The 17,884-nt window shown below is 70.9% G+C and carries 19 protein-coding genes; 11 read left to right on the top strand and 8 right to left on the bottom strand.

All coding sequences use genetic code 11. From position 1 onward, the window contains the following. Positions 1-44: 44 nt before the first annotated feature. Positions 45-896, bottom strand: coding sequence for an SDR family oxidoreductase (locus tag ACJ73U_RS39610; protein WP_407782921.1), 852 nt, complete (start codon positions 894-896; stop codon positions 45-47). Between the two features lie 65 nt (positions 897-961). On the opposite strand from ACJ73U_RS39610, the gene ACJ73U_RS39605 reads away from it, so the two are divergent. The 3 genes from ACJ73U_RS39605 to ACJ73U_RS39595 all read left to right on the top strand — a co-directional run bounded on the left by ACJ73U_RS39605 (position 962) and on the right by ACJ73U_RS39595 (position 3,670). Then, entirely contained in the window at positions 962-1,702 is a 741-nt protein-coding gene (locus ACJ73U_RS39605; RefSeq protein WP_407782920.1) for a TetR/AcrR family transcriptional regulator, read from the top strand. Next, on the top strand, positions 1,699-2,370 hold the full coding sequence (locus tag ACJ73U_RS39600) for an alpha/beta hydrolase (protein WP_407782919.1): 672 nt from the start codon (positions 1,699-1,701) through the stop codon (positions 2,368-2,370). The genes ACJ73U_RS39605 and ACJ73U_RS39600 overlap by 4 nt, the downstream gene beginning before the upstream one ends. 82 nt (positions 2,371-2,452) lie before the next feature. Further along, complete coding sequence (locus ACJ73U_RS39595; protein ID WP_407782918.1) at positions 2,453-3,670, top strand: LCP family protein; 1,218 nt, start codon at positions 2,453-2,455, stop codon at positions 3,668-3,670. A gap of 4 nt (positions 3,671-3,674) precedes the next feature. Here the strand turns inward: ACJ73U_RS39595 and ACJ73U_RS39590 are convergent, their stop codons facing one another. After that, complete coding sequence (locus tag ACJ73U_RS39590) at positions 3,675-4,130, bottom strand: peroxiredoxin (protein ID WP_407782917.1); 456 nt, start codon at positions 4,128-4,130, stop codon at positions 3,675-3,677. Between the two features lie 30 nt (positions 4,131-4,160). Here ACJ73U_RS39590 and ACJ73U_RS39585 point away from each other — a divergent pair, with 30 nt between their 5' ends. Continuing rightward, positions 4,161-4,769 carry a hypothetical protein gene (locus tag ACJ73U_RS39585; protein WP_407782916.1) on the top strand — a complete coding sequence of 203 codons (609 nt, stop codon included), beginning with the start codon at positions 4,161-4,163 and terminating at the stop codon, positions 4,767-4,769. Between the two features lie 3 nt (positions 4,770-4,772). On the opposite strand, the gene ACJ73U_RS39580 is transcribed toward ACJ73U_RS39585, so the two are convergent. After that, the gene (locus tag ACJ73U_RS39580; RefSeq protein WP_407782915.1) at positions 4,773-5,744 is read right to left on the bottom strand and encodes a zinc-binding alcohol dehydrogenase family protein; all 972 of its coding nucleotides are present in this window, start codon (positions 5,742-5,744) and stop codon (positions 4,773-4,775) included. An 86-nt stretch (positions 5,745-5,830) separates the two neighbouring features. Here ACJ73U_RS39580 and ACJ73U_RS39575 point away from each other — a divergent pair, with 86 nt between their 5' ends. Then, positions 5,831-6,406 carry a TetR/AcrR family transcriptional regulator gene (locus tag ACJ73U_RS39575; protein ID WP_407782914.1) on the top strand — a complete coding sequence of 192 codons (576 nt, stop codon included), beginning with the start codon at positions 5,831-5,833 and terminating at the stop codon, positions 6,404-6,406. A 252-nt stretch (positions 6,407-6,658) separates the two neighbouring features. On the opposite strand, the gene ACJ73U_RS39570 is transcribed toward ACJ73U_RS39575, so the two are convergent. After that, entirely contained in the window at positions 6,659-7,519 is an 861-nt protein-coding gene (locus ACJ73U_RS39570; RefSeq protein ID WP_407782913.1) for a 3-hydroxybutyryl-CoA dehydrogenase, read from the bottom strand. A gap of 16 nt (positions 7,520-7,535) precedes the next feature. Continuing rightward, positions 7,536-10,799 carry a fused isobutyryl-CoA mutase/GTPase IcmF gene (gene icmF, locus ACJ73U_RS39565; protein WP_407782912.1) on the bottom strand — a complete coding sequence of 1,088 codons (3,264 nt, stop codon included), beginning with the start codon at positions 10,797-10,799 and terminating at the stop codon, positions 7,536-7,538. Between the two features lie 137 nt (positions 10,800-10,936). Between icmF and paaI the strand changes: the two genes are divergently transcribed. The 3 genes from paaI (at position 10,937) to ACJ73U_RS39550 (ending at position 12,867) form a co-directional block, all read left to right on the top strand. Beyond that, positions 10,937-11,308 (top strand): hydroxyphenylacetyl-CoA thioesterase PaaI, encoded by a 372-nt coding sequence (gene paaI / locus ACJ73U_RS39560; protein ID WP_407782933.1) that lies wholly within the window; start codon positions 10,937-10,939, stop codon positions 11,306-11,308. A gap of 111 nt (positions 11,309-11,419) precedes the next feature. After that, complete coding sequence (locus ACJ73U_RS39555) at positions 11,420-12,271, top strand: oxygenase MpaB family protein (RefSeq protein WP_407782911.1); 852 nt, start codon at positions 11,420-11,422, stop codon at positions 12,269-12,271. Continuing rightward, a complete protein-coding gene (locus ACJ73U_RS39550) occupies positions 12,268-12,867 on the top strand; it encodes a TetR/AcrR family transcriptional regulator (protein ID WP_407782910.1) in 600 nt (199 codons plus the stop codon). The genes ACJ73U_RS39555 and ACJ73U_RS39550 overlap by 4 nt, the downstream gene beginning before the upstream one ends. Here the strand turns inward: ACJ73U_RS39550 and ACJ73U_RS39545 are convergent. Both ACJ73U_RS39545 and ACJ73U_RS39540 read right to left on the bottom strand, forming a co-directional pair. After that, the gene (locus ACJ73U_RS39545) at positions 12,864-13,436 is read right to left on the bottom strand and encodes a TetR/AcrR family transcriptional regulator (RefSeq protein ID WP_407782909.1); all 573 of its coding nucleotides are present in this window, start codon (positions 13,434-13,436) and stop codon (positions 12,864-12,866) included. The genes ACJ73U_RS39550 and ACJ73U_RS39545 overlap by 4 nt on opposite strands. An 83-nt stretch (positions 13,437-13,519) precedes the next feature. Continuing rightward, positions 13,520-14,413, bottom strand: a complete 894-nt coding sequence (locus ACJ73U_RS39540) for a hypothetical protein (protein WP_407782908.1) — start codon at positions 14,411-14,413, stop codon at positions 13,520-13,522. Between the two features lie 120 nt (positions 14,414-14,533). On the opposite strand from ACJ73U_RS39540, the gene ACJ73U_RS39535 reads away from it, so the two are divergent. Next, positions 14,534-15,745, top strand: a complete 1,212-nt coding sequence (locus ACJ73U_RS39535; protein ID WP_407782907.1) for an FAD-dependent oxidoreductase — start codon at positions 14,534-14,536, stop codon at positions 15,743-15,745. Beyond that, positions 15,742-16,200, top strand: a complete 459-nt coding sequence (locus ACJ73U_RS39530) for a MarR family winged helix-turn-helix transcriptional regulator (protein ID WP_407782906.1) — start codon at positions 15,742-15,744, stop codon at positions 16,198-16,200. The genes ACJ73U_RS39535 and ACJ73U_RS39530 overlap by 4 nt, the downstream gene beginning before the upstream one ends. A 138-nt stretch (positions 16,201-16,338) precedes the next feature. On the opposite strand, the gene ACJ73U_RS39525 is transcribed toward ACJ73U_RS39530, so the two are convergent. Beyond that, positions 16,339-16,857: a CGNR zinc finger domain-containing protein gene (locus ACJ73U_RS39525; RefSeq protein WP_407782905.1), complete on the bottom strand. Its 519-nt coding sequence runs from the start codon at positions 16,855-16,857 to the stop codon at positions 16,339-16,341. 162 nt (positions 16,858-17,019) lie between these two features. Between ACJ73U_RS39525 and cofG the strand changes: the two genes are divergently transcribed. Then, positions 17,020-17,884: 7,8-didemethyl-8-hydroxy-5-deazariboflavin synthase CofG (cofG, locus tag ACJ73U_RS39520; RefSeq protein WP_407782904.1), on the top strand; the 865-nt coding region annotated here is incomplete at its 3' end.

Genomic DNA, 17,884 nt, shown 5'->3' with positions numbered 1-17,884 from the left:
GCAGCGTAGTAGGACGGTGGCTCCGCGTTCGGCCAGAAGTCTCGTCAGCGGAACGCGTCGACGTTGTCCCGGGCCCACTGGGCGTACGTCGTCGCCGGGCGGCCCAGTACCTGCTCGACCGCCGGCGAGGGCACCAGGACCTGCGACCAGTCGACGTCCGCGGTCGACCTCCCGGTCGCCGAGTACTCCGCGAACCCCAGCAGGAAGTCGGCGTTCGCCGCGGCCCAGGCGTCCTGTGCGCGCAGGATCTCCCGTGCCCGCGCCGCGCTGACCTCCTCGAACCGGACCTCCTCGCCGAGTGCCGCGCCGATGGCCGCCACCTGGTCGCGGCGGGTGATCAGCGCCGGGCCCGTCAGGTCGTACCACCGCCCCGCGTGCCCGTCGGTCAGCAGCGCCGCCACGGCCACCGCCGCGATGTCGTCCTCGTGGATCGCCAGGCTGGGGGCGGCCGGCTGCGGGTACCGGACCAGCCGCGACGACCGGATCATCGGTCCCCACAACCGCAGGGTGTTCGACGCGAAGTCGCCCGGGCGCACGTGGGTCCACGCCACTCCCGACGCCTCCACCGCCTGCTCGACCGGCAGGTGGAAGTCCGTGTCGAACCCACCCGTCACCGCACCCGACGACAGCGTCACGATCCGCGACACGCCCGCCTCGACCGCTCGCGCCACGACCGCGCGCGCCGTCCGCGGCTCCGGGAACAGGTACATCCGCGACACCCCCGCGAACGGGATCGACGCCGGGGACAGCAGGTCGCCGCGCACCACCTCGACACCAGCGGGGAAGACGGCGTCCGCGCGTCGCGTCAGGGCCACCACCGAACACCCCGCCTCGACGAGCCGCCGCACCACGTGCCGCCCCACCTGGCCGGTCGCGCCGGTCACCAACACCTTCACGAGAACCCCCAGAAGAAAATGGGTACAGGGTACGCATAAACAGTACCACCGTACGATCGAGCACGATGACCAACGAGGACTCCCCGACCAACAGGGACATGGCGACCACCATGGCGCTGCTCTGGGGCACCAGACCGGCGCCGAGCCGGGGCCGAAAACCAGGCATGACGATCAACGAGATCGTGGCCACGGCCGTCGCCATCGCCGACGCGGACGGGCTGGGCGCGCTCTCCATGCGCCGCGTCGCCGACGCGCTCGGGGTCGGGACCATGTCGCTCTACCGCTACCTGCCCGGCAAGGCCGAGCTGTACGCGCTCATGCTCGACGCCGTCATGGGGGAGGGCCAGCCGGAACCGGACGCGCACGGCTGGCGCGAGAACCTTGAGAACGTCGCCCGCCGCAGCCTCGACGGGTACCGGCGCCACCCGTGGCTGCTCGACACCTCCCTGTCCCGCGGTCTCGTCGGCCCCAACCAGGCCGCCGTGCTCGACAAGCTCCTCGCGATGCTCGCCGGCACCGGCCTCACGAACGGCCGGAAGATGGCGGTGATCGGCCTGCTCACCGGCTACGTCCAGGGCCGCGCCCGCCAGTTCGCCGAGGCCGCGCGCACCCAGCACCGCTCCGGGGCGTCCGACGCCCAGTTCTGGCAGGAGTTCGCCCCACTCCTCGACCCGCACCTCGACCGCTTCCCCACGCTCGCGGCCGTCTGGCGCGACGACGAGCTGACCTGGGAGGACGAGTTCGAGTTCGGCCTGCAGCGCGTGCTCGACGGCATCGAGACCTACATCGACGAGGGAGACAAGTGAAGATCAGCAAGGGCGGCGCCACCACCGGCGTGCGGGCGGTGGCGCTGGTGCTGCACGGCGGTCAGGAGGTCAGCAAGAAGCCGGCCACCGTCTTCTACCCCGCGTACTGGCGGATGGTCCCGTTCGCGCGGAGCCTGCGCCGCACGCCGCACCTGGCCGTCTGGCAGCTGTGCAACACCTACCGCGGCTGGAACGCACCCGAGCTGGACGCCGTGACCGACGCCCGCCGCGTGCTCGAGGAGATCCGCCGCACGCACCCGGGCGTGCCGGTCGCGCTCGTCGGTCACTCGATGGGGGGCCGGGTGGCGCTGCGGGTGGCCGACGACCCCCGGGTGGTCGGGGTGTGCGCGCTCGCGCCGTGGACGCCGGAGGGCGAGCCCGTCGCGCAGCTGGCCGGCCGGACCGTGCTCATCGCCCACGGCGACCGCGACCGGACCACCGACCCCGCCCTGTCCTACACCTACGCCGAACGCGCCAAGGAGGTCACCGATCGGGTGGCGCGGTTCGACGTCCGCGGCGAGGCGCACGCGCTGCTGCTCCGGTATCCCGCGTGGACACGGCTGGTCAGGCGGTTCACACTCGGGGTGCTGGGTGCCCTGCCGCTCGACCAGGACATCGTCGACGCCATGGCGAAGCCGGTGCCGGACGGACTCCGCGTGCCCGTCTAGTCACGGTCTCGTACGGTATGCACGTGCTTCGCAACCTGTGCGCGGGTCCCCACGTCCTGGTTCGTGACGAAAGGGTGGGGAGATGAGCTATCAGCAGCCACCGCGACGGCCCGGTTCGGGGCAGGGCCGTCCCCCGCAGGGCCGAGGCGGCCCAGGGTACGGCCCCGAGCCCGGTTACGGACGTCCGGGACCGGGCGGCCGCAAGCCCGCCTACCACAACACCAGGATGCTGCCCCTGCCCGGACAGGACGAGCAGCGTGACTCGGGCCAGCCGCCGCGCCGCCCGATGCCGCCGGACGACTTCCGGCGCCCGCCCGCCGGTGACGGCTACCCGCCACCACCGCGCCGACCCGTCCGCCGGCCGCGTTGGGGTCGGCGGATCCTCATCGGCTTCCTGGTGCTGCTCCTGCTCATCGCCGGCTCGCTGGTGTGGATGGACTTCTCGCTCAACCGGGTCACCGCGATCGAGGACTACCCGGGCCGGCCCGCCGAGGCCGCCGGCACGAACTGGCTGATCGTCGGCTCCGACAGCCGCGAGGGCCTCACCGCCGAGCAGAAGGCCGAGCTGACCACCGGCGACGCGGCCGGCAAGCGCACCGACACGATCATGGTGGCGCACATCCCGGACAACGACACGCCGCCCACGCTGCTGTCCCTGCCGCGGGACTCGAACGTCGAGATCCCCGGGCACGGCATCAGCAAGATCAACGCCGCGTTCTCGCTCGGCGGCGCGCCGCTGCTGGTCAAGACCGTCGAGGGCGCCACCGGCCTGCGGATCGAGCACTACGCGGAGATCAGCTTCGGTGGCTTCGCGGACATCGTGGACGCGATCGGCGGCGTCGAGATGGACATCCCGGAGGAGATGCACGACACCGTGACCGGTGTGACCATCCCGGCCGGTCACCAGACGCTGAACGGGGTGCAGGCGCTCGGGTTCGTGCGCATGCGGCACTCGTCGTCGACCCCGCGGTCCGACCTCGACCGCGTGGCCAACCAGCGCAAGTTCATCGGCGCGCTCGCGGGCAAGATCGCGACCGGCGGCACGCTGCTGAACCCGTTCAAGTTGTTCCCGGTGATCGGCGGCGTCACCGACGCGCTGACCGTCGACGACGGCGACCACCTGTGGAACCTGTCGAGCCTCGGCTTCGCGATGCACGGCATCTCCGACGGCAGCACGGTGACGACCACCGTGCCGGTGACCGACGGGTCGGCCACCAAGTGGGACCCGAACAAGAAGGAACTGCTGTTCAACGCCCTGCGCGACGACACACCGATCCCGCGGGAAGCGCTCTACCAGTAGCGGTTCAGGCCGTGCGCGCCCTCAGCACCTCGAGTGCCCGGTCGGCGTGCACGGCCATCCGCAGCTCGCTCTTGATCACCTCCAGGACCGTCCGGTCGGTGTCGATGACGAACGTCTGGCGGCGGGTCAGCAGCGGGCCGAAGCTGCGCCGCACGCCGAACCGGGTGGCGACCGCGCCGTCGGCGTCGGACAGCAGCGGGAAGTCGAAGGAGTTCCGCTCGCTGAACTTCGCCTGCTTGTCGACGGCGTCCGGGCTGATCCCGACCCGGTGGGCGCCGACCGCCGCGAACTCCGCCGCCAGGTCGCGGAAGTGGCAGCTCTCGACGGTGCAGCCCTTGGTCATGGCAGCGGGGTAGAAGAACAGGACCACCGGCCCCGTTCCGAGGAACTCCCGCAGCGCGCGGGTCTTGCCGGTCTCGTCCGGCAGTTCGAAGTCCGGTGCGGTCTCCCCAGCCTTCATGCGTGGGTCCTCTCCTGAGAACATGTGCCGGTGGACGTCACCACCGCCGCTCCCAGTCTGCCGCTCCGCGTCGCGCGCGTGGTCACCGAGGTGCTGTCGCCGGCCGTGGTCGTCGTCGCGCTGCCGCTCGCGGTCGCGTGGCACGGCACGCGGCACGAGGTCCTCCCGACCCTCGGCTGGGGGTTGCTGGTCGCCGTGTTCTACAGCGTGATCCCGATGGTGATCATGGTTCGCGGCGCCCGGCGCGGGAAGTGGGACGGGCACTGGGTGCGGGAGCGCGAACGCCGCATCGTGCCGTTCCTGGTGTGCCTGGTGTCCACAGTGGCCGGCCTGGTGATCATGCTGGTCGGCGGCGCGCCGCGCGAGGTGATCGCGCTCGCCTGGTCGATGATCGCCACGCTGCTGGCGGTACTGGCGATCACCCGCTGGTGGAAGGTGTCCGTGCACGCCACGGTCGCCGGCGGCGCGGTCGCGACGATCGTGCTGCTGTACGGGCCGTGGTACCTGCTGCTCGTGCTCGGCGTGGCCCTGGTGGCCTGGTCCCGGGTGGTGGTCGAGGACCACACCGCCGCGCAGGTCGTGGTCGGCGCTCTGCTCGGCCCGGTCGTCGGCGGCGTGGTGTTCCTCGCGCTGCGGTGAGCGTCAGGGGACGAGCAGTACCCGGCCCAGGTTCTCCCGTGTCTCCAGGACCCGGTGCGCCGCCGCGACCTCGGCGAGCGGCAGTCGCGTGTGGACGGACGTGCGCAGGCGGCCCGCCGCGAAGTGCCCGGCCAGCTCGGCGACCTCGGCGGCGGCCCGCTCGGGTGCGGCGGCACGGTAGGCCAGCAGCGAGAAGCCGACCACCGACCGCAGCATGATGAGGTCCGTGACCGAGATCGAGCCGAGCTCCCCCGACGCCGCGCCGTAGGCCACGACCCGGCCGAAGGGCGCGAGCAGGCCGAAGCTCCGCCGCCGCGTCTCGCCGCTGATCGAGTCGAGCACCACGTCGACGCCGCCCGGCGCCGCCGCCCGCACCTGGTCCGGCCAGTCCTCCGCGGTGTAGTCGACGGTCACGTCCGCGCCGTGCTCCCGTGCGAAGTCGAGCTTGGCGGGCGAGCCGGCGGTGGCGATGACCGTGCCCGCGCCCTCGAGCTTGGCGAGCTGCACGGCGAGGTGGCCGATGGCCCCCGCGGCGGCGTGCACGAGCACGGTCTCGCCCGCGGTGATCCGACCGGTGCGGATGGTGCCCAGGGCGGTGGGTCCCGCGCTGGACAGCATGCTGGCGTCGGCGTCGGACACCCCGGCCGGCACCTCGGCGAGCCATGCCGCGTCCGCCACCACGAAGTCGGCGAAGGCGTCCGGGTCGACGAGCGCCGCGACCCGCCGGCCGACCGTTGCGGCGTCGACCCCCGCGCCGACCGCCTCGACGGTGCCGACGACGTCGCCGGTGGGTGAGCCGGGCAGCGGCCGCTGGAAGATCGTCCCGGCGCCCCGGCGGAACTTGGTGTCGACGAAGTTGGCCCCGATGGTCTCGGCGCGGACGAGCACCTGCCCCTCGCCCGGGGTCGGGACCGCCACCTCCTCGACTTTCAGCACTTCAGGGCCGCCGTACTCGTAGTAGCGGACACGCCGCACGGTATTCTCCTGCCTGACGAACGAAACTGGACTCGCGGTCAAGTTACCGTGTAAGTGGACCAACGGTCCAGTACTTGAGGAGATCCATGCGTCAGGACGCTGCCCGCAACCGCCGCGCGATCCTGCTCGCGACCGAGGAGCTGCTGACCCGCCACCGTCCGGACGAGGTGACGATCGAGCAGGTCGCGGCCGCGGCGGGCGTCGGCAAGGGAACGGTCTTCCACCGCTTCGGCAGCCGGATGGGTCTGATGGTCGAGCTCATGCGGGAACGCGCGCTGGAGATAGGCGAACGCGTGAAGTCCGGCGAGCCGCCGCTGGGGCCCGGCGCCCCGCCGAAGGAGCGCCTGCTGGCGTTCCTGTCACTGGTCGTCGAGGTGGTGGGCCGCAACAAGGGCCTCATGGCCGCGCTGGGGCAGGAGGTCGCCGCCCTGGCCAGGCCACACGACGGCCCGGCCCGCGAGCACCCCATCTACGACCTGTGGCACACCCACGTGAGCACCCTGATCGCGCAGGCCCGTCCGGACCTGGACGCGGACCTACTGGCCGACCTCCTCCTGGCCGGCCTGCACAGCGACCCGATCCTCCGCCTACTGGAACGCGGCGAAACCGACCGCCTGACCGCCGCCCTCCACACTCTCACAATCGCCGTCCTGAACACCTAACCCCCGCGTCCAACGCCCCGCCCCCGCGTGTCCAACGCTCCGGCCCGGCGTGTCCAACGCTCCAGACCGGCGAGTCCAACGCTCCAGACCGGCGTGTCCAACGTTCCGGACCCGCGTGTCCGACGTTCCGGACGCGTGAGTTCAACGCTCCGGACCCATGGGTCAACAAACGTGGCTAATGCCCGTAGCCACTTTTGTTGAACTCACCCGTCGCAAGAGTTGGACACGCGGGTCGTGGGCGTTGGACACGCGTTAGCTGTAGTCGTAGAAGCCGCGGTTGGTTTTTTTGCCCAGCAGGCCCGCGTCGACCATGCGGAGGAGCAGGGGCGGGGGCGAGTACAGGGGCTCCTTGAACTCGGCGTACATCGACTCCGCGATCGCCTTCGTCGTGTCGAGGCCGATCAGGTCGGTCAGGGCAAGGGGGCCCATCGGGTGGGCGCAGCCCTGCACCATGCCGGTGTCGATGTCCTCCGCGGACGCGAAGCCCGACTCCAGCATCCGGATCGCGGACAGCAGGTAGGGCACCAGCAGGGCGTTCACCACGAACCCGGCGCGGTCCTGCGACAGGATCACCTGCTTGCCGAGCTTGCCCTGGGCGAAGGCCTGCGCCCGCGCCTTGGTGTCCTCGCCGGTCAGCAGGGACGGGACCAGCTCCACCAGCTTCAGCACCGGCACCGGGTTGAAGAAGTGGATGCCGATCACCTGCTGGGGCCGCGAGGTCGCCATGCCCAGCTTCATGATCGGGATCGACGACGTGTTCGACGCGAAGATCGCCGCCGGGTCGCTGACGACCTTGTCCAGCGAGGTGAACACCTCGGTCTTGGCCTGCTCGCTCTCCGCGACGGCCTCGACCACCAGCTGCCGGTCGGCGAAGTCACCGAGGTCGGGGGTGAAGCGGATCCGGTCGAGCGCGGCGCCGCGGTCGGACTCGGACAGCTTGCCGTTGCGGACGGCACGCGCCAGGGACTTCTCGATCCGCGCCCGGCCCGCCTTCAGCGCGTCCCCGGACACCTCCGTGACGACGACGTCCAGCCCGGCCCGCGCCGACACCTCCGCGATGCCCGACCCCATCAGGCCGCACCCGATGACCCCTACCCGTTCGATCCCTGCCACCGCATCCTCCGAAAAATCACACGTTTCGCCGGTACTGGCCACCGACCTCGAAGAACGCGTCGGTCACCTGTCCCAGCGTGCACACCCTCGCGGCGGCCATCAACTCACCGAACACATTACGGTCCTCCGCCACCGCCGCCCGCAGCCGCCGCAGTGCCTCCTCGGCCTCGGTCGCGTGCTCGGCCTGGAACGTCCGCGTCCGGTCGACCTGCGACCGCTTCTCCTCCTCGGTGGCCCTGGCCAGCTCGATCGTGGGCAGCTCCTCGGCGTTCTCCTTCGACGGCAGGAACGTGTTCACGCCGACCAGCGGCAGCGACCCGTCGTGCTTGCGCTGCTCGTAGGCCATCGACTCGTCCTGGATGCGACCGCGCTGGTAGCCGGTCTCCATCGCGCCCAGCACGCCGCCGCGCTCGGAGAGCCGCTCGAACTCCGTCAGCACGGCCTCCTCGACCAGGTCGGTCAGCTCGTCGATGATGAACGAGCCCTGCAGCGGGTTCTCGTTCTTCGACAGGCCCCACTCCTTGTTGATGATCAGCTGGATCGCCATCGCCCTGCGGACGGACGACTCGGTCGGGGTGGTGATCGCCTCGTCGTAGGCGTTGGTGTGCAGGGAGTTGCAGTTGTCGTAGAGCGCGCACAGCGCCTGCAGCGTGGTGCGGATGTCGTTGAAGTGCATCTCCTGCGCGTGCAGCGACCGGCCGGACGTCTGCACGTGGTACTTGAACTTCTGCGACCGCTCGTTCGCGCCGTAGCGCTCGCGCATCGCCACGGCCCAGATCCGCCGCGCCACCCGGCCGATCACGTTGTACTCCGCGTCCAGCCCGTTGGAGAAGAAGAACGACAGGTTGGGCGCGAAGGCGTCGATGTCCATGCCCCGCGCGAGGTAGGACTCGACGTAGGTGAAACCGTTGGCCAGCGTGAACGCCAGCTGGCTGATGGGGTTCGCGCCCGCCTCCGCGATGTGGTAACCGGAGATCGACACCGAGTAGAAGTTGCGGACCTTGTTGGCGATGAACCACTCCTGGATGTCCGCCATCATCCGCAGGGAGAACTCGGTGGAGAAGATGCAGGTGTTCTGGCCCTGGTCCTCCTTGAGGATGTCGGCCTGGACGGTGCCGCGGACGTTGGCCAGCGCCCACGCGGCCAGCTCCTCGCGCTCCTCGGGCGTCGGCTGCCGGCCGTGTTCCGCCACGAACTTGTCGACGGTCTGGTCGATGGCCGTGTTCAGGAAGAACGCGAGGATCGTCGGCGCGGGGCCGTTGATCGTCATCGACACGGACGTGGTCGGCGCGGTGAGGTCGAAGCCGTCGTAGAGCGCCTTCATGTCCTCCAGCGTCGCGATCGAGACCCCGGAGGTGCCGATCTTGCCGTAGATGTCCGGCGGTGTGTCCGGGTCGTGCCCGTAGAGCGTCACCGAGTCGAACGCCGTGGACAGCCGCGTGGCCGCGGAACCCTCGGACAGGTAGCGGAAACGGCGGTTCGTGCGGAAGGCGTCGCCCTCGCCGGCGAACATCCGGGCCGGGTCCTCGCCCTCGCGCTTGAAGGGGAACACGCCGGCCGTGAACGGGAAGTAGCCCGGCAGGTTCTCCTTGCGCAGGAAGCGCAGGAGCGAGCCGTCGTCGTCGAACCGCGGCAGCGCGACGCGCGGGACCCGCGTGCCGGACAGGGTCTCGCGCCACAGCTGGGTGTGCAGCTCCTTGTCCCGGACCTGCACGACCAGCTCCTCGCCGGCGTAGTCCTCGGCCAGCTGCCGGTACCGGCGCAGGAGGTCCTCGGTGTCCCGGGCGACGCGGCGCTCGGCCTCCTGCAGCAGCTTCTCGACGTCGTCGGTCGGGGCGTCGGCGTTCTCCAGCGCGTGCCGGGTGGTCCGCAGGGCGGCATGCGTGCGGAGCGCGGCCACCTGATCTTCCGTCTCTTTGTGGTACTGACGGATGGTCTCCGCGATCTCGGCGAGGTAGCGCGCACGCTGCGGCGGCACGACGGTGGCCGCGCGGGTGGACACCCGGCCCTCGACCGGCGCGAGCGTCCGCTCGCTGACCGGCAGCCCGCCCTCGGCCAGGACGTCGCGCAGGTGCTGGTAGAGCGCGGTGACGCCGTCGTCGTTGAAGGTCGCGGCGCTGGTGCCGAAGACCGGCATGTCCTGCCAGGCGACGCCGAACGCCTCGCGGTTGCGGACGAGCTGGCGGGCCACGTCACGCCGGGCGTCCTCGGCGCCGCGCCGCTCGTACTTGTTGATGGCGACGGCGTCCGCGAAGTCCAGCATGTCGATCTTCTCGAGCTGCGAGGCGGCGCCGAACTCGGGCGTCATCACGTACAGCGAGGTGTCGACGAACGGCACGATGGCCGCGTCGCCCTGGCCGATGCCGGGGGTCTCGACGATGACGAGGTCGTTGCCGGCGGCCTTGCACGCGGCGATGGCGTCGGTGAGGCCCTCGGGCACCTCGGTGGCGGCGCCGCGGGTGGCCATGGACCGGAAGTAGACCGGTTCCGGATCGGCACCGCCGACCCCGCCCAGCGAGTTCATCCGGATCCGGTCACCGAGCAGCGCGCCGCCGCCGCGCCGCCGGGTGGGGTCGACGGCGAGGACCGCGATGCGCAGCTTGTCCTGCTGGTCCAGGCGGAAGCGGCGGACCAGCTCGTCGGTGAGGGAGGACTTGCCCGAGCCGCCGGTGCCGGTGATGCCCAGGACCGGCACGGACCGCTTCCTCGCCGTGTCGCGGATGACGCCGAGGACCTCGTGATCGAGGCGGCCCGCCTCGATCGCGGTGATGGTGTGCGCGAGGACGTCGTGCCGCCCGCCGACCAGCGCCTCGATGCTGGGCGTCGGCCGGTCGGCGAGGTCGTGGTCGCAGGCCTCGATCATCGTGTTGATCATGCGTGCGAGGCCGAGCCGCTGCCCGTCCTCGGGGGAGAAGATGCGTGCGACGCCGCGCTCGTGCAGCAGGGCGATCTCCTCGGGGACGATCACGCCGCCGCCCCCGCCGTAGACCTTGACGTGCCCGGCGCCCTGCTCGCGCAGCAGTTCCACCAGGTAGGTGAAGTACTCGACGTGCCCGCCCTGGTAGGCGCTGATGGCGACGCCGTGGACGTCCTCCTGGACGGCGGCGCGGACGACCTCGCGCACCGAGCGGTTGTGACCGAGGTGGATGACCTCGGCGCCCTGGCTCTGCAGGATCCGGCGCATGATGTTGATCGCCGCGTCGTGCCCGTCGAACAGGCTGGCGGCGGTGACGAACCGCACCGGGTGCGTCGGCCGGTGCAACGGTGACTTCTCGGGCATAGAAATAGTTTGACGTCCTACTTTCGGTCGTGCAACTGGTGTGGCGCAGGTCTCGCATCATGTGATATCCCACCAGCGCAGATGCCCACTGGAGTCCCGCTGGAGGCCACGTGCCGGTGCCCGATCCCGTCCGCCGCATGCTCGACGACGACCTGGCGTCGAGGACGCTCGGCATCCGGCTGGTCGACGCGGGCCCCGGTCACGCGACCGTCCGCATGACGATCACCGACACCATGGTCAACGGCCACGCCCTGGCCCACGGCGGCTACGTGTTCCTGCTCGCCGACACCGCCTTCGCGTGCGCCTGCAACAGCCACGGCCCGGTCACGGTGGCCGCGGGCGCGGACATCACGTTCGTGGCCTCCGCCGAGCTGGGTGATGAATTGGAGGCGAGGGCGGTCGAACGGGTCACCTACGGCCGCAGCGGCATCTACGACGTCACGGTCACCCGCGGCGACGAGGTGATAGCCGAGTTCCGCGGCCGCAGCCGCACCCTCCGCCAATCGTGACCCGCGCGAGTCCCGCGTTCGGCGCCCACGCGTTACTCGCGGGTGCTGTTCGCGCGACCCGCGGCGTGATACAAAGATGCGAAAGTGTCTCTTCGACGCGGGGGAGTGGGCGTGACCGATGTCGTGCGCGTGGAGCCCGCGTTGAACCTCGGACCGGGGACGTTGCACTGGCGGTACGCGGGTGAGGTGCGCGGCTACCTGCTGCTCGTCAAGGCCGGCCTGCTCCAGCTCATGCACCCGGGCCTCGGGGCCGGGGTCCAGTACCACTCCGACTTCTTCAACGAGCCGTGGGAGCGGGTCCTGCGGTCGGTGCCCGAGATCCAGGGCGTCACCTTCGACTACCCGCACGGCGATGTCACCGCCCGCAGGATCCGGGACTTCCACCACCACATCAAGGGCACCGACGCGCACGGCCGGCGGTATCACGCCCTGGACCCGGAGACCTACTTCTGGGCCCACGCCACGATCTTCGACGCCTTCCTCCAGATGATCGACCTGTACGACCACCCCATGTCGGACGCGGAGAAGGAGCGGCTCTACCAGGAGGGGTGTGTCGCCTACCGGGCCTACGGGGTCAGCGACCGGGTCATGCCCGCCGACTGGCCGGGCTTCGAGCGCTGGTTCGACACGATGTGCCGCGAACGGCTGGAGGTCACGCCCACGGCCGAGCGGCTCGTCCAGTTCGCCAAGGAGCCGCCCGCGACCTTTCCGCTGGTGCCGCCCCTGCTCTACACGCTCGCGCGCAAGCCGACGGCCAAGCCGCTCTGGTGGCTCTCGGTCGGCACGCTCCCGCCCGTGGTGCGCGAGAAGATCGGCGAGCGCTGGACCGACCGCGACGAGCGGTGGCACCGGCGGATACGTCAGGTGATCCAGAAGTCCTGGCCCCTGCTGCCGGCCCGCGTTCGCTACACCGCCCGGGCACGCGCCGCCTACGCGCGGGTGGGAGCCGGGCCGCTCGGATGACCTCGTTGCTGGAGCTGGTGCTCGCGGAGCCGACCACGGACGGCGTCGGTGAGTCCATTGTGGACGCGGCACTCGCGGAGTTCCTCGCCTACGGGCTGCGGCGCACCACCGTCGACACCGTCGCGCGGCGGGCGAACGTGTCCCGGGCGACGCTGTACCGCCGGTTCCGGGACAAGGACGCCCTCGTCCAGGCCGTGCTGGTCCGGGAGTGCCGCCGGTTCTTCGGCAGTGTCGCCGACGCCGTCGCCACCGTGTCCACTGTGGAGGAACGACTCGTCGAGGGGTTCGTCGTCGGGGTGCGGTACGCGCGGGCCGACCCGCTGCTGAACCGGCTCCTCGCGTCGGACGCCGATGCGTTGCTGCCCTACCTCACCACCAACGGCGCGCTCGTCGTGGCCGCGGCCCGCGACTTCCTCGTGCGGCAGGGAGGTTCGGCCGAGCCGGTGGGCGACCGCACGCCTGCCGGGGTGGCCGAGCTGTTCGTCCGGCTCGCGATCTCGTTCACCCTCATGCCCGACAGCGCCATCCCACTCGGCACGGACGAACAGGTGCGTGCGTTCGCACGTGCCTACCTCGCCCCGCTCATGCGCACCTAGTTCCGCGGCAGCACCACGTCGATCAGTTCCCGGAGGTCCGTCCGCGCGCGGTGCCACCGTTTCTGCATATTGGTCGTGTCCTCATCGGACAGACCCATCAGGAGAATTCCGCGAATCGCGTCCATCGCCGTGTACATGATGTGCCGGAAACGGGGGTTCGCCGCGTACTCGCCGAACGCCGCCTCCGCGAACTCGATGAGCGACGCGCGTGCCGCCGGCTCCACCCTCGTCAGCTGCTCGCGCAACTCGGGATCGGTGCGTGCGGCCACCCACATCTCGATGGTGGCGTAGTTGATCGGGCCCTGGTGAATTTCCCACAGCAGGTCCAGCGCCGCCTCGAGCGGGTCGGGTGCCTGGCGGACCTCGTCGATCCGCTCGAACGCGAGTTCCGCGCGCTTCGCGGCGAGATGGCGCACCGCGGCGGCGACCAGATCCGCCCGGGTCGGGAAATGGTGTACCTGCGCGCCGCGCGTCACCCCGGCCAACTCCGTGACTCTGGTCGTGGTCGTGCCCGCGTAGCCGTACTGGACCAAGCAGTCGACGGTGGCATCGAGAAGCCGCCGCCGCATCGCGGTGCTCCGCTCCTGTTGAGTTCGTCCTGTCTTCGACTTCCGCACTGGCACCGGGCCAGTCTATTGATCGGATCTTCTCGCTATCGGGGAGTTGGGTGCCGCAGGGCGCCGTAAACCCCGAGCCCGCCGGCGACCGCGAGGATGGCCAGCCCGAGTCCGGAAACGGCCATGGCCAGGGGAGGAGCGGTCAGCGGAGACGTGTGCGTGACCGACTCCAGGATGATTACCAGGCTCAACGTCGCGTACCCGACAATGCCCAACCGGACAATGTTCGTTTGCTGATTCTCACTCCAACGGGTGAATGTGAGGAGCCAGGCGAGCGCCGGAATCACGAGGATCGCGTGCATGGTCACCGCGTGTGCTGGCTTGAGGAAGCCGGCCGTCTCGTAGGCGATCGACGGGTTCGGCCCGCGCGCCGCCACCGAACCGGTCGCGATCATGGCCGCGCCGGCCGCCAGCGCGACGAGCAGCGTCGCGAACCCGAACCGCAACGCGAGCCGCATCGCCGGGGTCTGCCGGCGGCCGGCCCGGAACGCCGCGAGCGTCATGCCGATGATCGTCGCGATGATGGCGAACCCGCCCGCGGCGAGCGTCATCGACACGCCGGTGTCCAGGCCGGTCCGGAAGTTGAAGTGCGACGGCACGCCGCGCCACGCCTGCATGGACACCAGCGCGGTCTCGACCACCGAGGTGACCGTGAACGCCCCGACCAGGACGGTGCGGCTCCGTCCGGTCAGCGGGATGAGGTGGCTGACCCACGCGACCGTCGCGAGCGTCAGCCCGAACGACAGACCGAAGGTCGCGGCCTTCCGAAGCGACGTCGGCCCGGTCCAGCTGCCGCCCGTGACGAGCAGGACGCCCACGTGGGTGAGGCCGCTGGCGAACAGCAGCGCGCCGACGACGAACGCGACCCGCTCGACCCGGCTGCCCGCGCGCCAGGTGTCCTTCAGTGAGTTCAGAATCCGGCTCGACATGCTGACCAGTGTTCGCCGCGGTGGCCGTGAAGTCGTCGCCTCCCGGAAGGCTTCGCCGCTACGCCGCCGGTCGTACGGGGACCGTTGCGGAGTAATCACCTTAATGATTAAGATAACTGTATGAGTTCGTCGAGCAGGGCCGAGGTCGCCGTCGTCGGAGCCGGGCTGTCCGGGTTGTGCCTCGCGCAGCGGCTGAGGCGCGCGGGGATCGATGTGCGGGTGTACGAACGGGATCCGGGTCCGTTCGTGCGGCGGCAGGGGTACCGGATCACGGTCGACGCGGACGGGTTGCGCGCCCTGCGGGAGAGCCTGCCGCCAGAGTTGTACGAGCTCGTTCTCGCTACCGGTGGTGACCCCGGCGGTACCTTCCGGTTCACCAACAGCCGGTTGCGGGACGCGTTCGTGCTGACGTTCAAGGCCACCCCGGACGGCGGCCGGCAGATCGACCGGCAGGTGCTGCGGGCGATCCTGTCGGTCGGGCTCGAGGACCGCGTCCACTACGGCAGGGCCGCCGCCACGGTCGAGCCCGACGGGAGAGCCGGTCTGGTGCTCGGCTTCACCGACGGCACCACGACGCCGGCGTCCGTGGTCGTCGGCGCGGACGGCATCGGCTCCGCGGTGCGGCCGCGGATCATGCCGGGCGCCGAACCGGTGGACACCGGGATGTCGGGCATCTACGGCAGAACCCCGCTGACCCCCGGCCTCGTCCCGGCCGCCCTGCTCGGAAGCGGCGTGCTGGCCATTGGCGACGAGCCGGGCCGCGCGTTCTTCTTCACGGCCATGCGGTTCGGGGAACCACCCGAGAAGGCGTTCGAGCGGTGCGTGCCCGGCCACCCCGTGCCACCCGGCGGCGACTACGTCATGTGGGGCCTGGTACTCCGCACGAGCGAGGCCGCCGGCACCGACCCGCGTGACCTGGCCGCCGGCTTCCACCCGCTCGTGACCCGCCTGGTCGAGGCCGCCGACGACGGGGCCACGATCACGAGTAGGTTCGCCGTCGGCAGGCGCCCGACGGGGTGGCCGTTGCCGAGGGCGACGATGATGGGGGACGCCGCGCACGCGATGCCGCCGTTCGGCGCGCACGGCGGCAACACGGCGCTGCGTGACGCCGCGGCACTGGGTGGCAAGCTGGTCGACGCGCACAGGAACGGAGGCTCGGTGGAATCGGCGATCCTGGCCTACCAGAACGAGATGGTGCCGTACGCGTTCAGGTCCGTCGACTCGGCGGCCGGCATGATGCGCCGGCTCACCGCGAGCGGGCGCTGCCAGCGATGGGTCCTGACCCGCGTCCTTCCCCGGCTGCACAGGGTCACGGTGCCGGAGACGCCGTGACCGACCGGCGAGACGCGATCGCCGCGTTCATGCGTGCCGGCCGGGAGTCCTCCCGGCTGTCGGTGATGTTCCGCCACGTCCTCGCCGGCAGGCTGGGCCTCACGGAGTCCGACATGGAGTGCGTGGACTTCCTCATGGACACCGGTTCGGCCACCGCGGGGGAGCTGGCCCAGCGCACCAACCTCACCACCGGCGCGATCACCAGCATGATCCGCCGGCTCGAACGCGCCGGGTACGTCACGGCCGCGCGTGACCCGACCGACCGCCGGCGCGTCATCGTCACGCTCGTCCCGGAGAAGCTCGACCGGGGGCGGGAGCTGTACGCCTCGTTCGGCGTGCAGGTCGACCGGCTCATCGACGACTACACCACCGCCGAGATCGAGTTCCTCGCCCGGCACTACGACCAGATGAGCGCCGTCTTCCTGGCCCAGCTGGAGCAGCTGCGCGAGACTTAGCCGGCCCGCCCCGCCAACCCGCCTCCCCGGATTTTCAGGTGTGGGTCGCGTTCCGGCGAAGGTGCCGGTGTCGAGGCGGGTTGTGGCTGGGTGTCGTCACGTTCCCCTGAGGTCGCTGTCGGGTGGCGCGAGACTTCGCTAGGTCTTCTTTGCTCGGTGGCGGCGTACGGCGTCGCGGTTGGCGCAGGCGGGGGAGCAGTACCGCTGGCGTCCGCCGCGGCTGAAGTCGCCGAAGGGGCTGTGGCAGTCCTCGAGCGCGCACCGCCGCAGCCGGGTCATGCCGCGGCTCGTGAGGTGCACTGCCGTGCCGACGCTGATGAGCGCGCGGAGCACGCCCGCGAGCGGCAGGTCCGCGTCGCGGTAGTGGAGGTGCCAGCCGTCGCGTGCGTGGTTGGTGAGCCGCGGGTGCGCCGACGACTGGGCCAGCAGCCGGTTGAGCCGCTCGGCCCGCACCTGCGCCGACTCCGCGTCGACCACCCCCAGCCACAGCGCGAGGAACCGCTCGACCTCCTGCAGGTCGCCCGCGCTCGGCGCGACATCGGCCACCACGCCGACCGCCGCGCACCGCTTGGCCAGCTCGCCGACCGTCCGGGGCGGGTAGTTGACGAGATCGACGGCCAGCCGCACCGGATCCTCGCCGTAAGGGCTCAACTGCACTAGGGCATTACATCAGACGTTCCTCGGGAGGTGACAGCCGGAAGGCGGGGATGTGGACCGGTCGGAATGATCCGCAACCCGGCGGGGTTGGGCTGAACATCACGTGCGCGGTTGTCAGGGGTGGCGGCTAGCTTGGGCTTGACCGCCGGAGAAGGGGAGCCAGTGACAGAGGGGTTCGTACCCAACGAGTCGGCCATCCGCCGTGCGTTGCGTCGTGCGCGGGACGGTGCCGCCCTCGACGCGACCGAGGCGCAGACCCTGTTGCACGCGCGCGGTGAGCAGCTGGACCAGCTGTTCGACGCGGCGTCGCGGGTCCGGGACCAGGGCCTGGCCGCGGTCGGCCGCGAGCGGACGATCACGTACTCCCGCAGCGTCTTCGTGCCGCTGACCAGGCTGTGCGCGGACCGGTGTCACTACTGCACGTTCGCGACCGTGCCCGGCCGGCTGCCGGCGCCGTTCCTGTCCGAGGACGAGGTACTGGACATCGCGCGCAAGGGCGCGGCGGCCGGCTGCCGGGAGGTGTTGATCACCCTCGGTGACAAGCCGGAGGTGCGATGGGAGGCGGCCAGGACCTGGCTGGAGGAGGCCGGCTACCCGGACACGCTGTCCTACGTCCGGGCGATCTCGATCAAGATCCTCGAAGAGACGGGTGTCCTGCCGCACCTCAACCCGGGCGTGCTGACCTGGCAGGACCTCCAGCGGCTCAAGCCGGTGTCGGCGTCGATGGGCATGATGCTGGAGACCACGGCGACCCGGTTGTGGTCCGAGCCGGGCGGGCCGCACTACGGGTCGCCGGACAAGGAGCCGGCGGTCCGGTTGCGCGTGCTGGAGGACGCCGGCCGCTCGAACGTCCCCTTCACCACCGGGATCCTGCTCGGCATCGGGGAGACCCTCGCCGAGCGGGTGGACTCGCTGTTCGCGATCCGCCGCGTCGCCCGCCAGTACGGCGGCATCCAGGAGGTCATCGTCCAGAACTTCCGCGCCAAGCCGGACACGGCCATGCGCGGCATGCCGGACGTGGAGGCCG

This window comes from Actinophytocola sp. (assembly GCF_045807065.1).
In the GTDB taxonomy this organism is placed as follows: Bacteria; Actinomycetota; Actinomycetes; order Mycobacteriales; family Pseudonocardiaceae; genus Actinophytocola.
The sequence above is the reverse complement of the archived record's forward strand: the minus strand, read 5'-3'. Positions and strand labels throughout refer to the sequence as shown.

What these genes read in the sequence shown, in the direction of transcription:
- ACJ73U_RS39605 (WP_407782920.1), top strand. Translation starts at nt 962, where the DNA reads ATGACCAACGAGGACTCCCCGACCAACAGGGACATGGCGACCACCATG.
- ACJ73U_RS39595 (WP_407782918.1), top strand. Translation starts at nt 2,453, where the DNA reads ATGAGCTATCAGCAGCCACCGCGACGGCCCGGTTCGGGGCAGGGCCGT.
- ACJ73U_RS39590 (WP_407782917.1), bottom strand. Translation starts at nt 4,130, where the DNA reads ATGAAGGCTGGGGAGACCGCACCGGACTTCGAACTGCCGGACGAGACC.
- ACJ73U_RS39575 (WP_407782914.1), top strand. Translation starts at nt 5,831, where the DNA reads ATGCGTCAGGACGCTGCCCGCAACCGCCGCGCGATCCTGCTCGCGACC.
- icmF (WP_407782912.1), bottom strand. Translation starts at nt 10,799, where the DNA reads ATGCCCGAGAAGTCACCGTTGCACCGGCCGACGCACCCGGTGCGGTTC.
- paaI (WP_407782933.1), top strand. Translation starts at nt 10,937, where the DNA reads ATGCTCGACGACGACCTGGCGTCGAGGACGCTCGGCATCCGGCTGGTC.
- ACJ73U_RS39550 (WP_407782910.1), top strand. Translation starts at nt 12,268, where the DNA reads ATGACCTCGTTGCTGGAGCTGGTGCTCGCGGAGCCGACCACGGACGGC.
- ACJ73U_RS39545 (WP_407782909.1), bottom strand. Translation starts at nt 13,436, where the DNA reads ATGCGGCGGCGGCTTCTCGATGCCACCGTCGACTGCTTGGTCCAGTAC.
- ACJ73U_RS39540 (WP_407782908.1), bottom strand. Translation starts at nt 14,413, where the DNA reads ATGTCGAGCCGGATTCTGAACTCACTGAAGGACACCTGGCGCGCGGGC.
- ACJ73U_RS39535 (WP_407782907.1), top strand. Translation starts at nt 14,534, where the DNA reads ATGAGTTCGTCGAGCAGGGCCGAGGTCGCCGTCGTCGGAGCCGGGCTG.